We start from the raw sequence: 14,183 nt of genomic DNA on the forward strand, positions 1-14,183 counted from the left end.
TCATCCAATATAACAGGGGTCGGAACGTTCCTTCCCTGTCAGGCCCGGGTTTCAGTGGACCGGACGGACACTCCACACCGGCCAAGGGCATCGGCAGCCACTTTGCCCGACCGGGGAAAGGGGCACCGCATGCCCTGCGCGACAATGACCACGGCGGCGGCCACGGCCCGCCGGACCGCAGAGGCCCGGCCATGAGGGACCCGCGGATGGAGTCGCGCGTCGAGCGGCCAGCGCCCGTTCCCGCCCCCGTGCCTCCGGCTCCGCTCATTGCCGGTGTCTCGGTGGACTCCTCCGGCCCGGACGTGCGCGTGGAATTCGAATTGAACAGGCCGCCAGGCAAGGGAAGCTACCTGGTCGGGCTCCGTGCCGGCGACGCGGACCGGACCACGGTCCGGCACCTCACGGTCAGCCTCCGGGACGGGCGCGTCACCGGCCTGTCCACCTACGATTTCGGGACCGCCACCCGCACAGTGCATCCCCGCGGCGGCGCGTCCTGCGCGGGGTCCTCCGTCACGGCCCTCTTCCCCCGGGCTTCCCTGGCCGGTCTGGGGGAGGATCGCCGCATCACCGCCTACAGCTCCCTCAACGGACACGAACTCCAGACGGGGATTCCCCTCACCCGGGTGGTAACGGGAGGCCTCAGGATATGAGCGGACAGCCCGCGGATTTTTCCCGGCACAACCCTGGTACCGGCACCCCCCGGGACTATGCAATCTTCTTCACCAGGGAACCGGCGCTCGGCACCGCTGCCGCGGAGAAACAGCTCACTGCCCATCTGGGGCAGTGCAGCAGCCTCCGTCAATGGACCGCAGCCCGCGGCGCAACGCTCGCTGACGCCGCGTCGGGGATCGAGGTACTCGAAGGACTCCTCGCCGGGCCGGACAGGAACCGGCCGGCGACATGGCGACTCAGGGTTGAAACCGGGCTTTTCATCGGCACCGTCCTGGTCCGGAACCTCCCCGTGGCGCGGTGGCGCCTGCTGCCCAACGGTCACCCCGTCGTCCGCCTTGCCGAAAACACCGACCTGGACGTCATCGCCCTCGCCCGGGCGCGCCTGGAAACCGGCGCCCCCGACCTGAGGACCGTCCTGCCCTACGCCGAAAGTCTGACAGCGAGGCCCTAAATACCTGCCGGCAGCATCCCTGCCGGTGACGGCCCGCCCTTGGCCCTGCGTCAGGCTCAGGCGAGGGCTGACTGGACGGCCTCGATGATCTCGGGCGAGTCCGGCGCCAAACCGGGGGAAAAACGCGCCATGACCGCGCCGTCGCGGTCCACCAGGAACTTCTCGAAATTCCACTGCACCAGGTCCGGAAGTTCGCCGGTCTTGAAATTGGTGAGTTCCGCATAGAGCGGGTGCTGGTTCTCACCCTGGACGTCTGCCTTGGTGGTCAGCGGGAACGTCACGCCGAAGTTTCGTTCGCAGAACTCGGCGATCTCGGCGTCGGCCCCCGGCTCCTGCCCGGCAAACTGGTTGCACGGAACGCCCAGCACCGCGAAGCCCTGGTCGCGGAACTTGTTGTGCAGCGCCTCAAGCCCCGCGTACTGCGGGGTGAACCCGCACTGGGACGCGACGTTCACCACCAGCACCACCTCCCCCTTGAAGCGGCCGAAGTCAGTGTCCGTTCCGTCGATGAGGGTGAGTGGAATGGAGTGCAGAGCGGTCATGGGGCATCCTCGCAAAGTTGTGGGTCCAAGGGGGTCGCGGTGACGGCAGGGCGACCCGCATCACTGATTGACTGTTATATTAGATGATGTATTCATCAAATAGTAAAGCATTCGCCGGATTCTCTACCGGTGCCCGGACGGCCGCTACTGATTCCTGTCAGCCCTGGCCGAGGCTTTGCGAACAATTTCCATGACTTTTCTAGGACCGCCCCGCCCGTCGTAAGTGCGGGGGAAGGAAGAAAAACCGTGCACAACACCACATACTCCAGCCTCCTGGACACCGCCCCCGTTGCTTCTGATCGGCTTCTGGACTGGGTCGGGGAGGTCGCCGCCCTCACCGGACCGGCCCGTATCCACTGGGTCGACGGATCCGAGGCCGAATACCGTGCGCTTACCGATGGACTCGTCGCAGCCGGCACGCTGACGCGGCTGGCCGAGGCCAAGTTCCCGAACTCCTTTGCCGCTTTCTCCGACCCCAAGGACGTCGCCCGCGTCGAAGAGCGGACCTTCATCTGCTCCGAAGACGAACGGGACTCGGGCTTCACCAACAACTGGATGGAGCCTGCGCAGATGAAAGAGAAGCTGCGGGGGCTCTTCGCCGGCGCCATGCGCGGGCGCACCATGTACGTAATCCCGTTCGTGATGGGCCACCTCGACGCGGAGGACCCCAAATTCGGGGTTGAGATCACTGACAGCGCCTACGTGGTGGCGTCGATGCGCATCATGGCACACACCGGTTCCGACGTCCTGGCCAAAATGGTGGAGCTGGACGCGGACTTCGTCCCTGCGCTGCACTCCGTCGGTGCGCCGCTGGAACCGGGCCAGCAGGACGTCAGTTGGCCCTGTAACGACGAGAAATGGATCGTGCACTTCCCGGAGGAGAGGTCCATCTGGTCCTACGGCTCCGGGTACGGAGGCAACGCGCTGCTGGGCAAGAAGTGCTACTCACTGCGCATTGCGTCCGCGATGTCCCGGCAGGAGGGCTGGCTCGCGGAACACATGCTCATCCTCAAACTCACCAGCCCCGAACAAAAGACCTACTACGTCAGTGCGGCGTTCCCTTCGGCCTGCGGCAAAACCAACCTCGCCCTGCTGAACCCCACCGTGGAGGGCTGGACGGTGGAAACCCTCGGGGATGACATCGCCTGGATACGTCCGGGCAAGGACGGGGAACTGCGGGCCACCAACCCGGAGGCGGGCCTCTTCGGCGTGGCACCCGGCACCGGATGGCAGACCAACCCCAACGCCATGGACGCCATCGCCAAGGGCAACACCATTTTCACCAACGTGGCCCTCACCGATGACGGCGGCGTCTGGTGGGAAGGGATGACCCGGGACATCCCCGAGCACCTGACCGACTGGACAGGCCAGGACTGGACCCCCGCCTCCGGCCGGCCCGCGGCCCATCCCAACTCACGCTTCTGCACGCCCATCAGCCAGGTCGGCATCCTGGCCGAGGAGTACTACCAGCCGGAGGGTGTGCCGCTTTCGGCCATATTCTTCGGTGGCCGCCGGAAGACAACCATCCCTCTGGTCACCGAGTCCAGGGACTGGGCGGGCGGTGTCTTCATGGGATCAACGCTGTCTTCCGAGACGACGGCGGCAGCCGCCGGTCAGGTCGGGGTCGTCCGCCGCGATCCCATGGCCATGCTTCCCTTCATCGGCTACGACGCAGGGGACTACCTCAACCACTGGCTGGAGACCGGCCGCACGGCCAACCCTGCCCGACTGCCCCGGATCTTCCTGGTCAACTGGTTCCGCCGCGGCAGCGACGGGAGCTTCCTCTGGCCCGGGTTCGGAGACAACTCGCGCGTCCTGAAATGGGCCATGGAACGCCTCGAGGGGACAGCGGCTGCCATCGAAACCCCCATCGGCTTCGTCCCCGCGCCCGAGTCCCTAGATATCGAAGGCCTCGACGTCACCTCCGGACACCTCAGTGCCGCCCTGGCGGTCGATTCCCAGGAATGGGCCCGGGAAATCGACAGCATCGATCAGTGGTACGCCCGGTTCGGTGAGTCGCTGCCCGGCGAACTGGCGGCCGAGCTGCAACATCTCAAGAACCGTTTCGCCGAAATCAAGGAGACCGCATGAACGAAAAGATCAAGGTCGTTGGCTCCATTGTGGAGCTTGACGGCGACGAGATGACCCGCATCATCTGGCAGTTCATCAAGGACCGCCTGATCGTCCCGTATCTGGATGTGGACCTGAGGTACTTCGATTTGTCCCTCCAGAACCGTGACGCTACCGATGACCGGGTCACGGTCGACGCCGCGAACGCGATCAAGGAATACAACGTCGGCGTCAAGTGCGCCACGATAACCCCTGACGAGGCCCGGGTCGAGGAATTCGGCCTGAAGAAGATGTGGCCGTCCCCGAACGGAACCGTCCGCAACATCCTGGGCGGCGTCGTTTTCCGCGAGCCCATCATCATTTCCAACATCCCGCGCCTGGTTCCGGGCTGGAACAAGCCGATCATCATCGGCCGCCACGCCTTCGGCGACCAGTACATGGCAACCAACTTCAAGGTCCCGGGTCCTGGCACGCTGACCATGACCTTCACCCCCTCCGACGGGGGCGAAGAGATCAAACAGACGGTGGTGACCTACCCGGACGGGGGAGGGGTGGCGATGGGTATGTACAACTTCAACGACTCCATCCGGGATTTCGCCCGCGCTTCCTTCGCGTACGGGCTGCAGCGGAACTACCCGGTGTACCTCTCCACCAAGAACACCATCCTGAAGGCCTACGATGGCCAGTTCAAGGATCTCTTCCAGGAGGTATTCGACGCCGAGTTCAAGGACCGGTTCGACGCGGCAGGACTGACCTACGAGCACCGGCTGATCGATGACATGGTGGCATCGGCGATGAAGTGGGAAGGCGGTTACGTTTGGGCCTGCAAAAATTACGACGGCGACGTCCAGTCCGACACCATCGCCCAGGGCTACGGCTCGCTCGGCCTCATGACCTCCGTGCTGATGACCCCGGACGGCAAGACCGTCGAGGCCGAAGCCGCCCACGGTACCGTGACGCGCCACTACCGCCAGCACCAGCAGGGCAAGCCGACCTCCACCAACCCGATTGCCTCGATCTTCGCGTGGACCAGGGGAATCATGCACCGCGGCAAACTGGACAACACCCCTGCCGTCATTGACTTTGCCGTCACTCTCGAAGACGTCGTCATCAAGACGGTCGAAGCCGGCCAGATGACCAAGGATCTGGCTCTTTTGGTGGGACCGGACCAGGAATGGCTCACCACGGAGGAGTTCCTCGCAGCACTGGACGATAATCTCAAGGCACGCCTGGGCTAGCCCCCAACGTCAGTGAGATTCCTTATGTTGTTACCGGGTGAAGTTCCGCCTCGCATAAGGGGCTTGCGCGTCCATGAGATGTGGGAAGGTGTGCGCCATCTCCAGTGCCGCCAGGGTCCCCGCCTGGTTCTCGTTGATGGGCCGGCCGAGGAGCTCGGCGGCGCGTTTGACCCGGTACGCCACGGTGTTGGTGGCCAGATGCAGGGCTTGGGCTGCGGCGAGGCGGCTGCTTCCGGCCAGCAGGAAGTGCCGGAGGGTGTCGCGGATGTCGGTCAGTTTCTGGTCCGGACCCAGCAGCCCATCGAGCCGGACCTGGACGAACCTGGCAGCTCCCTCCGGGTCGGCAAGGAGCAGTGACAGCATCCCGGCTTCGTCGTAGTCCCAGAAATTCTGCCGTGGCGAAAGGCGTGCGACCCGGGCAGCCTGCTGGGCTTCTAAGTAGCTGTACCGTAGCCCGGCTAGCCCGGAACCGGGCCGTCCGGCAGCGACGTGGATCCAGTCGGCACGTGGCACAGCACGTAGCCCACCTGCCACAGAAGGGTCCGGGCGGGTGTTGAACGCCCACCAGAAGAGCGTGGTGCCCTGGTAGTCGAAGGTCAAAAAGCCGGCGGCGCCGAGCGCCTTTGCCGCGTCGGTGCCGAACCGCTGACGCGCCGCCTCACGGTCCGGGATGTGCCCGGTGGTGGCGGGCCACGCCAGGGCGACCAGATGGTGCCTGCCGAGCCTGAGCCCCAGAATGCGTTCGGCGTCTTCGCCCGGCTCTTCACCGTCGAGGATTGCGGTGATGACCCTCAGCCGCTCGGCGGGCAGCCTGCCATGCCACAGGGTGAGCTCGTCCTCGTAACCGTGCATGAGGTCGACGACGTAGGAATTCACGTAGGCAAAAAGCGCCGCGTTGAGCTCGCGCACTTCAGCGACCATGCGATCGGGAGGGACTTCCTGCTCGATGACGGCGAGCAGCGCATCCTGGACTCGGGTGTGGCAGGCCCAGACGGTGCGCAGCACGGAACCGATCGGGACGCCCTGCCGCACGGATAACCGGACGTTCTCCTGTGCACCGCGAGGGGCCACAATGTCCGCCGCCGCGGTGCCGCGGTGCAAACCGATCAAGGTCGTGAGGAGGGACGCTTCACAGCCCTCCCGCTCGGTGCCTGTCATCATGCCGGGCGTCCCGGCGAGGCTGAAGTCCTCATCCACCTGGCGGACTATCTCCGCGGCAGTCTCGACAGCCCATGCCGTGGCTGGCGCGCCGATTTCCGCCTCGGCGCTGGCAATGATCTCTGGATCCGACGCCGGACCGTCGCCGGCGCGGTCCGCTGGCGGGTGGAGGCTCTCCATCCAGTTCATCACTGCCATAAACCCCCTTTGGTCTTGCCTACCGGAAGCCAAGTATAGGGATGCGCGCACGGTCTTTGCTCCCGGGCGCCATACGGAACGGCTTTTCTTGCCGTCCGGCACCAAGAACCAACCCTGTGCCCCACACCACACTTGAACCAATCGGTGTTCGGAGTTGAACACCCGTCAAGCAACGGAGCGTGACACAGCACATGACAACCACCGCTGAACTCAAAGACTCATCGTCGGTCCTGACTGAGGCCATTGCGCGGATGACCGAGGTCCTCGGGGCCGACGCCGTCCTGCTGGATGAAAGCCAGGTTAAAGATTTCCGCGACCCCTACGAGGGCGACGACGCCAAGGACTACCAGCCCTCATTTGTGGTCCAGCCCTCCAGCGTTGAAGAGATACAGGCCGTGGTCCGGATCGCCAACGAACTGCAGATCCAGCTCTGGACCTCCTCCACCGGACGCAACTACGGCTACGGCGGCTCCGCACCGGTGGTCAACGGCTCCGTCGTGCTGAGCCTGCGCAGGATGAACAGGATTCTGGAAATCAATGAAGCCGCCGGCTACGCCCTGCTCGAGCCCGGAGTCAGCTTCTTCGACCTCTACAAGGAGATCAAGGCCCGCGGGCTGAAGCTCTGGATTTCGGTCCCGGACCTCGGCTGGGGCAGCATAGTCGGCAACACCTTGGACCACGGCTACGGCTACACCGTCAACGGCGACCACGCCAGTGCCGTCTGCGGCATGGAGGTGGTCCTCGCCTCCGGCGAAGTGGTCCGTACCGGCCTGGGCGCAATGAGCAATAGCCCCATGTGGCAGCGGCACAAGCGCGGCTTTGGCCCGTCCCTGGACAGCCTGTTCATGCAGTCCAACTTCGGCATCGTGTCCAAGATGGGCGTCTGGCTCATGCCTGAACCCGAGGTGTTCACCACCGGGGCGGTCATCTGCCACAACGACGAGGACATCGCTCCGCTGATCGACGCGCTCCGCCCTCTGGTGCTGGACGGCACCATCCAAGGCCTGCCGCTGATCACCAGCTCACCGGAACCCGAGGACGGCCGGGCCAACCCGATGGAGGACACCACCGGGATGTCGAAGACGGCGAAGCTGTCCGCGACGCTGCCCCCGGGACGCTGGCACGCCCGCATCGCCTTCTACGGCCACGAAGCCATCGTGGAGGCACGGCGCCGCATTGTCACCGACGCCGTCGCCCACCTTCCCGGCGTCACCGTCGACCTACGGTCCTACCGCGGCGACGTCAGCCCGGAAGAAGTGCACCCGCTGGACCTGGTCCCGGCCGGCATCCCTAACATGTTCCTGCTGGACATGATGAAGAAGCACATCGGCGAAAACGTGGGCCACATCGACTTCTCGCCCGCGATCCCGTTCGACGGCGAATCCGCGGCCAAGCACGAGCTCATGGTCCGCACCATCCTCGAAGAAGCCGGACTGGTGGCGGGCTTCGGTTGGATCGCCAACACGCGCAGCCTCGTGGGCGCCTGCATGGTCTTCTTCGACGTGAACGACCCCGCCGAAGCGGCAGCCGCGCACGCCGCCGTCGACCTCATGTGTGAAAAGGCCGCCGAATGGGGCTGGAGCGAATACCGCGCCCACCCCTCGCTGATCGAGCACGTGGCAGGAAACTTCGACTTCAACGACCACGCCCTGAACCGGCTCTACACCTCCCTCAAGGACGCGCTGGACCCCGCCGGAACGCTCTCGCCGGGCAACCACGGCATCTGGCCCTCGTCGGCCAGGAACTCCAAGAACTCCTAGAACTCCAAGAACCCCAAGAACTCAGAGACCGAAAGGCACCACCATGTGGGAGACAGACAACAAGTTCCTCAACGGCCCCTTCACCCCCTGGCATGAGGAGACCGAAGCCTTCGACCTGGAGGTCATCGGCAAGATTCCCGATGACCTGGACGGAGCCTTGTTCCGCACCGGGTCCAACCCCAGGTTCAAGCCGCGCAACACGGACCGCTACCACTGGTTCGAAGGTGACGGCATGGTTTACGCAACGTATCTGCGTGACGGCAAGGCCGCCTACCGGAACAAATGGGTCATGACCGACGCGCTCAAAGTCGAGATGGAGGCGGGGGAGGCGGTCTACTCCGGGTTCGTCAACGGCGGCACCGCCCCATCGCTGCCGGCCGGCGCCCCGCCCATGAAGAACGTGCCCAACACCAATGTCGGCGTCCTCGCCGACCGGCTGCTCGTATTCTTCGAGGGCGGCCTGCCGCACCAGATGAATCCGCAGTCCCTGGAAACGTTCGGGACATATGACTTCAACGGCGATGTCCCGTTCACCTGCACCGCCCACTACAAGCTCGACCCGGACACCGGCAATATGCTCTTCTACTCCTACATGGGTACCAACGTCACCTGGTACGAGGCAGACCGGCACGGCAAGGTCCTCGACACCTTCGCCTTCAGCACCAGTGCCCCGTCCATGTTCCACGACTTCGCGGTGAGCAAGAACTACGCGATCTTCTTCGTCACCCCGGGGCTTTTCCTGGCTCCTAATATCGGCCAGGGCAAGCCAGGCCTCGTGTGGGACCCCGCAGCCACGAACAACGGTGTCGAGATTGTCACCATGCACCGGACGACCCACGAAGTGCGCACCTACCGGGTCGACGAGACGTTCTTCCCGACCCACTTCTTCAACGCCTACGAGCGAGGCAACGAAATCGTCATCGAAGCCCCCCGCATCAAGGAACGCTTCGGCACCCCGGCGGACCGTATCACCCGGCCCGTGGACTCCCATGAGTGGTTCATGAACGCAATCCCGTGGCGCTGGACCGTCAACACCGCCACCGGACGCGTCACCAACCAGGCCACCAGCCACATCGCGGGCGAATTCCCGGCCATCAACCCGAACAAGGTCGGCCTGGAACACAAATTCGGCTACTTCGCCACGACCCGCGGCCGGGACGCCGACACCATGAGTGACGGCCTCGCCAAGACCGACCTGGACAAGGAAACGGTCACGGTCATCGAAGGGCTGGATGACCTGACCAACCCCTCCGAACCGATCTTCGTGCCGCGGACCGGGGCCGTGAATGAGGACGACGGTTACCTGCTCTCCATCTGGTGGAACCGCCAGACGGAGCTATCAGAGCTGTGCATCTATGACACCGCGGATTTCGGCCGCACCCCGCTCGCCAGGGTGAAGCTGCCCGGACGCATTCCCTTCGGTTTCCACGGCAGCTGGTCCGACCGCGAGCAGATCGAAGACTCCCTCCGGGTCCTGGCCAGCGAACACACCAACTAGTCCAGCCATACTTCCCGCATAACGTGAACAGGAGCGACACCCCATGACCATCTCCACCATCGAAGCCCCGGCGACATTCGCCGGCCAGTCCACTACCCTGCAATACATCGCCGGAAATTGGCGTGAGGGCCAGTCGGCGAAGACCCTCACCGTGACCAACCCCTACGACGACAGCGTAGTGACCACCATCCGTCAGGCTTCCGTCGCAGACGTCGACGACGCCTACCGGGCCGCCGAGGCGGCCCAGGCCGGGTGGGCCGCCCTGCCGCCGGCCGAGCGCCAGAAGGTGATGCGCCGTGCCGCGCAGATCCTCGAGGAGCGCCGCGAAGAAATCGTGGACTGGCTGGTACGCGAGTCCGGTTCCACCTTGCTGAAGGCCAACATCGAGGTCTCCCTCGCCGTCGGAATCACGCAGGAGTCGGCATCATTTCCCACTCGGGTCCACGGCAGGATCTTTGACTCCAACACCCCCAACCGAGAGATGCGCGTCTACCGCAAGCCGATCGGTGTGGTGGGCGTGATCAGCCCCTGGAACTTCCCACTGCACCTGTCCCAGCGGTCTGTCGCCCCGGCCCTGGCCCTGGGTAACGCCGTTGTCATCAAACCGGCCAGCGACACTCCCGTTACCGGCGCGCTCATCCTGGCACGGATCTTCGAGGAAGCAGGCCTGCCGGCAGGAGTGCTCTCCACTGTCATCGGTGCCGGCTCGGAGATCGGTGACGACTTCGTGGCCCACCCTGTGCCGGGACTGATCTCCTTCACCGGTTCCACCCCGGTCGGACAGAATGTGGGTGCAGTGGCCACCAGCGGCGAACACCTGAAGAAAGTGGCCCTGGAGCTTGGCGGTAACGCCCCCTTGGTGGTCCTCGACGACGCCAACCTCGAAGCGGCCGTGGCCGCCGCCGTCCCGGGCGCTTTCCTGCACTCCGGCCAGATCTGCATGTCCGTCAACCGGATCATTGTCGAAGCCCCGGTCTACGAGGAGTTCGTCTCCCGTTTCGCCGAGGCTGCCTCGTCCGTGGCGTACGGCGACCCCACCGCCGAGGGCACCCTGGTAGGCCCTGTGGTCAACGACTCCCAGCTTGCAGGACTCAAGCAGAAGATCACATGGGCCCAGGAGGCCGGCGCCCGCACCGTCGTCGAAGGCGAGATCAGCGGCCGGGTGGTGCCCCCGCACGTCTTCGCCGATGTCACCCCTGACATGGAGATCGCCCGCGAGGAGATCTTCGGCCCCATGGTCGCCATCCTGAGGGCCGAGGACGAGGATCACGCCCTTGACCTCGCCAACGACCACGCCTACGGCCTTTCCAGCGCGGTCTTTACCCAGAACCTCGACCGCGGCCTGCAGTTCGCCCACAAGGTCAAGGCCGGTATGACCTTCATCAACGAGATGACAATCCAGGATGAAGCCCACGTTGCCTTCGGCGGGCAACGCAACTCCGGATTGGGTCGCTTTAACGGCGACTGGGCCATCGAGGAGTTCACCGCCGACCACACAATCGGCGTCACCCGCCTCTAAGACCAGGTGGAAACAAACGGAAGTGGGGGCCGCCCTTTGGACGAGCCCCCACTTGTATGAACGAACCGACAGCTACTTCTCCTTGACGGTCGCCTTCTGGTTTTCCTTCCGCTGCCTCCGCACCAGCCCCAGGCTGAGTGCTGCCGCCCCCGCGGCAACGGCGGCGACGATGCCGAACGGCACCGGGTCGTTGGCGCCGCCGATGCCCACCAGGGGAGCGGCCAGGCCGCCGAAAGCGAACCGGGCCAGCCCCAGGAGTGAGGAGGCTGTGCCGGCGATGTCAGGATAGTCCTTGAGCGCCAGGGACGTGGCCGGGGGACTGGTCACGGCCACGCCGCTGACCATCGTGAACAGGGACAGGATGATGGCGATCAACGGCAGGTGCAGGATGGCCGTGGCGAACAATCCGAGGGCCCCTAAAAGGGTCATGACCAGTCCCACTGCGAGCGTGCCCCGTTCGGACCACCGTTCGGACAGGCGGCCGCCGATGAATCCAAAGATCACGAAGCCCAGGGAGTTCAGGCCGAACGCGAAGGAGTAGCCCTGGGGTGAGAGCCCGTACACGCCTTGCAGGATGTACGTCGCCCCGCTCAGGTAGGCGAAGATGGCGGAGTAGGTGAAGCCGGTGATCAGGACCGCTCCCACGAACACGCGGTCGGCGAGCAGGCGGCGGAAGTCGCCCAGCGTATGGGAGAGGCCTCCGGTGGTGCGCCGGTCTGCCGGCAGCGTCTCCCGGAAGATCACCAGGGATGCCACCAGGATGGCGACGCCCACGGCTGCGAGGAAGAGGAAGACCCCGCGCCAGTCGGTGACCGTTGCCAACTGGCCTCCGATGACGGGGCCGATAATGGCGGCAACTCCGCCGAGGACGGTGAGGCGGCCGTAGTAGCGGAGCAGCTTGCCGCCCGAGTAGACGTCCCGTCCGGCCGCCTGTGCGATCACGATGCCTACCGCGCCCGCGAGTCCCTGGACGAACCTTGCGGCGATGAGCGTCTCGACGGTCGGGCTCAGCGCACACAGGGCCGAGGTGACGGTGTAGGCGATGACTCCGATGAGCAGCGGCGTCCGGCGGCCGAAACGGTCCGAGAGGGGGCCGGCGATGACCTGTCCTATCGCCAGTCCAAGCAAACAGGCTGTGATGGTCAGCTGGGCTACCGACGTCGTGCTTTGGAGTTCGGCGGTGAGCGCCGGCAGAACCGGCAGGTAAAGGTCCATGGAAATCGGACCGAAGATGGTCAGCAGGCCGAGGACCGTCGCCAGTGGGCGGCCGACGGTCTGTGCAGGTGTGGACGTCGGTGTGTCAATGGCTGTCACGCTGGCTCCGTTCGCATTGTGGGGGGTGACCCGTTCACCTTCAATGCAACACGGGCCCGCCATCCCTAGCGAGTGCCCTGCTGATCCGGGTTCTGGCAGTACCTCCCTAGGGAAGCTCGTGGGCGGTAGCGTGGATGAGTGGACAACAGGATGGCAGTGCGCGAGTTCCTCGCCTCAAGACGAGCAAAGATCACTCCCGAAATGGCCGGGCTCAAGCTTTATGGCGGACGACGCCGGGTGGCCGGCCTGCGCCGTGAAGAGGTGGCGATGCTCGCCGGCGTCAGCGTGGACTACTACACAAAGCTTGAACGCGGGAACCTCGCCGGTACGTCCGAAAGCGTCCTCGACGCCATCGCCAGGGCACTGAAGCTGGACGAGGCCGAACGGGACCACCTTTACAACCTGGCCCGTGCAGCCAGTCCGTCCGGCAGGAGCCAGCGCCGTCCGCTCCAAAGCGGAAACGTCCGGCCCGCCCTGCAGTTCATGCTGGACGCCATTACCGCTGCCCCGGCTTTCATCGGCAACCACCACATGGACATCGTGGCGGCCAACCAGCTCGGCTACGCCCTCTATTCGGAGATGTACCGCGGTCCGGCGCGGCCCGCTAACCACTCGCGCTTCATCTTCCTCGATCCCAGGGCCCGGGACTTTTACCCCAACTGGGACCTGGCGGCCAACACGAACGTGGCCATCCTGCGGACCCAGAGCGGGCGCAACCCCTTCGACAAACGCCTGGCCGACCTGGTCGGAGAACTGTCCGTGCGCAGCGAGGAATTCCGGACCCGCTGGGCGGCCAACAATGTCCGGCGCCACTACGCCGGCACAAAAGTCTTCCGGCACCCGGTGGTCGGGGAACTCGAACTCCCCTATGAAGCCATGGAGCTCGCGGAGGATCCCGGCTTCACCCTCACCGTGTATCCGGCCGTGCCCGGATCCCCCTCCGATGAACGGCTGCGCCTGCTCGCCAGCTGGGCGGCAACGGAACGGATCCAGGACGTCGCCCGCACAACCCAGCCGCAGGACGCCCACCGCCCCTGAGTGCCGCCAGGCCGGCGTCTTTGAATGGTCATCTGAGGCCGTTGACCGTGGTGATGGGCGGGAGGAGACTTTATTTCGGGGGGTGCCACTTCGAAGGGAGCCCCAAAATGGCGTGGCGTGTAGAGGGTACGTATTTTGAGAATTGCAACTGCGATATGGTCTGCCCGTGCGCGACTTCCGGGTTGACCGCACCGGCGGATAACGAACGTTGCCAGGTGGCGCTGGCCTTCCACGTTGACACCGGCGACGTTAATGGTGTCGACGTCGGTGGCCTCACCGTCTGCGTCGTCGCCGACGCACCCGCTTTGATGGGTGGCGGGGGCTGGAAGGTCGGGGTCCTGATGGATGCTGCCGCCTCAGCTGAGCAGGCCGAGTCGCTCGGTGCAGTCTTCGGCGGCCAGCTTGGCGGACCGATGGAGGGTCTGGCCGGCTTGATCGATGAAATGGTTGGCATGGAGTCTCTGGAGATGGCCTACTCCAACAATGGGCGCCGGCATCAGGTCAGGATCGGCAGTGCCGTGGACATGGCGGTCGAGGACTTTGTGTCTTCCATGGACCCTACGGAACGTGGGGTGAAAGTCAGCGGGATCGGATTTCCTGCCGACACCTTGGCAGCCGGCACCGCGAGCACTGGCCGCGTCGACGTGTTCGGGATGACCTGGGACAACGCAGGTAAGAACTCCTTCTCGGCCCCGTTCGCCTGGTCGGCCTAGCCACCCTGCCAC

At 65.0% G+C, this 14,183-nt stretch carries 12 protein-coding genes; 9 read left to right on the plus strand and 3 right to left on the minus strand.

Features of this window, described 5'->3' with window-relative positions; genetic code table 11:
- Positions 1-191 precede the first annotated feature (191 nt).
- Together AC1DRE_RS09185 and AC1DRE_RS09190 are read left to right on the plus strand one after the other, a co-directional pair.
- Positions 192-650 carry a hypothetical protein gene (locus AC1DRE_RS09185; protein ID WP_476984332.1) on the plus strand — a complete coding sequence of 153 codons (459 nt, stop codon included), beginning with the start codon at positions 192-194 and terminating at the stop codon, positions 648-650.
- Complete coding sequence (locus AC1DRE_RS09190) at positions 647-1,123, plus strand: DUF6278 family protein (protein ID WP_476984333.1); 477 nt, start codon at positions 647-649, stop codon at positions 1,121-1,123. The genes AC1DRE_RS09185 and AC1DRE_RS09190 overlap by 4 nt, the downstream gene beginning before the upstream one ends.
- Positions 1,124-1,179: 56 nt before the next feature.
- Here AC1DRE_RS09190 and AC1DRE_RS09195 read toward each other — a convergent pair whose 3' ends face one another.
- Positions 1,180-1,665 (minus strand): glutathione peroxidase, encoded by a 486-nt coding sequence (locus tag AC1DRE_RS09195; RefSeq protein ID WP_476984334.1) that lies wholly within the window; start codon positions 1,663-1,665, stop codon positions 1,180-1,182.
- Positions 1,666-1,911: 246 nt separating this feature from the next.
- Here AC1DRE_RS09195 and AC1DRE_RS09200 point away from each other — a divergent pair, with 246 nt between their 5' ends.
- Together AC1DRE_RS09200 and AC1DRE_RS09205 are read left to right on the plus strand one after the other, a co-directional pair.
- Complete coding sequence (locus AC1DRE_RS09200; RefSeq protein WP_476984335.1) at positions 1,912-3,756, plus strand: phosphoenolpyruvate carboxykinase (GTP); 1,845 nt, start codon at positions 1,912-1,914, stop codon at positions 3,754-3,756.
- The gene (locus AC1DRE_RS09205) at positions 3,753-4,973 is read left to right on the plus strand and encodes an NADP-dependent isocitrate dehydrogenase (protein ID WP_476984336.1); all 1,221 of its coding nucleotides are present in this window, start codon (positions 3,753-3,755) and stop codon (positions 4,971-4,973) included. Before AC1DRE_RS09200 ends, AC1DRE_RS09205 begins: the two co-directional genes overlap by 4 nt.
- Positions 4,974-5,003: 30 nt before the next feature.
- Here AC1DRE_RS09205 and AC1DRE_RS09210 read toward each other — a convergent pair whose 3' ends face one another.
- Positions 5,004-6,329: a PucR family transcriptional regulator gene (locus tag AC1DRE_RS09210; RefSeq protein ID WP_476984337.1), complete on the minus strand. Its 1,326-nt coding sequence runs from the start codon at positions 6,327-6,329 to the stop codon at positions 5,004-5,006.
- A 191-nt stretch (positions 6,330-6,520) separates the two neighbouring features.
- Here AC1DRE_RS09210 and AC1DRE_RS09215 point away from each other — a divergent pair, with 191 nt between their 5' ends.
- Genes AC1DRE_RS09215 through AC1DRE_RS09225 form a run of 3 tightly spaced genes read left to right on the plus strand, consistent with a single transcriptional unit; the run spans position 6,521 to position 11,106 of the window.
- Complete coding sequence (locus AC1DRE_RS09215) at positions 6,521-8,089, plus strand: FAD-binding oxidoreductase (RefSeq protein ID WP_476984338.1); 1,569 nt, start codon at positions 6,521-6,523, stop codon at positions 8,087-8,089.
- Between the two features lie 43 nt (positions 8,090-8,132).
- A complete protein-coding gene (locus tag AC1DRE_RS09220; protein ID WP_476984339.1) occupies positions 8,133-9,587 on the plus strand; it encodes a carotenoid oxygenase family protein in 1,455 nt (484 codons plus the stop codon).
- 43 nt (positions 9,588-9,630) lie between these two features.
- Positions 9,631-11,106: an aldehyde dehydrogenase family protein gene (locus AC1DRE_RS09225; RefSeq protein ID WP_476984340.1), complete on the plus strand. Its 1,476-nt coding sequence runs from the start codon at positions 9,631-9,633 to the stop codon at positions 11,104-11,106.
- A gap of 72 nt (positions 11,107-11,178) precedes the next feature.
- On the opposite strand, the gene AC1DRE_RS09230 is transcribed toward AC1DRE_RS09225, so the two are convergent.
- Positions 11,179-12,420: a multidrug effflux MFS transporter gene (locus tag AC1DRE_RS09230; protein WP_476984341.1), complete on the minus strand. Its 1,242-nt coding sequence runs from the start codon at positions 12,418-12,420 to the stop codon at positions 11,179-11,181.
- A gap of 138 nt (positions 12,421-12,558) precedes the next feature.
- Between AC1DRE_RS09230 and AC1DRE_RS09235 the strand changes: the two genes are divergently transcribed.
- Together AC1DRE_RS09235 and AC1DRE_RS09240 are read left to right on the plus strand one after the other, a co-directional pair.
- On the plus strand, positions 12,559-13,458 hold the full coding sequence (locus AC1DRE_RS09235) for a helix-turn-helix transcriptional regulator (protein WP_476984342.1): 900 nt from the start codon (positions 12,559-12,561) through the stop codon (positions 13,456-13,458).
- A gap of 107 nt (positions 13,459-13,565) precedes the next feature.
- Positions 13,566-14,171: a DUF1326 domain-containing protein gene (locus AC1DRE_RS09240; protein ID WP_476984343.1), complete on the plus strand. Its 606-nt coding sequence runs from the start codon at positions 13,566-13,568 to the stop codon at positions 14,169-14,171.
- The last annotated feature ends 12 nt before the right edge of the window (positions 14,172-14,183 follow it).

Source organism: Arthrobacter sp. P4_H3 (assembly GCF_056400885.1).

Coding starts and splice junctions, on each gene's coding strand:
- AC1DRE_RS09210 (WP_476984337.1), bottom strand. CDS start 6,329: ATGGCAGTGATGAACTGGATGGAGAGCCTCCACCCGCCAGCGGACCGC.
- AC1DRE_RS09215 (WP_476984338.1), top strand. CDS start 6,521: ATGACAACCACCGCTGAACTCAAAGACTCATCGTCGGTCCTGACTGAG.
- AC1DRE_RS09195 (WP_476984334.1), bottom strand. CDS start 1,665: ATGACCGCTCTGCACTCCATTCCACTCACCCTCATCGACGGAACGGAC.
- AC1DRE_RS09240 (WP_476984343.1), top strand. CDS start 13,566: ATGGCGTGGCGTGTAGAGGGTACGTATTTTGAGAATTGCAACTGCGAT.
- AC1DRE_RS09185 (WP_476984332.1), top strand. CDS start 192: ATGAGGGACCCGCGGATGGAGTCGCGCGTCGAGCGGCCAGCGCCCGTT.
- AC1DRE_RS09190 (WP_476984333.1), top strand. CDS start 647: ATGAGCGGACAGCCCGCGGATTTTTCCCGGCACAACCCTGGTACCGGC.
- AC1DRE_RS09225 (WP_476984340.1), top strand. CDS start 9,631: ATGACCATCTCCACCATCGAAGCCCCGGCGACATTCGCCGGCCAGTCC.
- AC1DRE_RS09220 (WP_476984339.1), top strand. CDS start 8,133: ATGTGGGAGACAGACAACAAGTTCCTCAACGGCCCCTTCACCCCCTGG.
- AC1DRE_RS09205 (WP_476984336.1), top strand. CDS start 3,753: ATGAACGAAAAGATCAAGGTCGTTGGCTCCATTGTGGAGCTTGACGGC.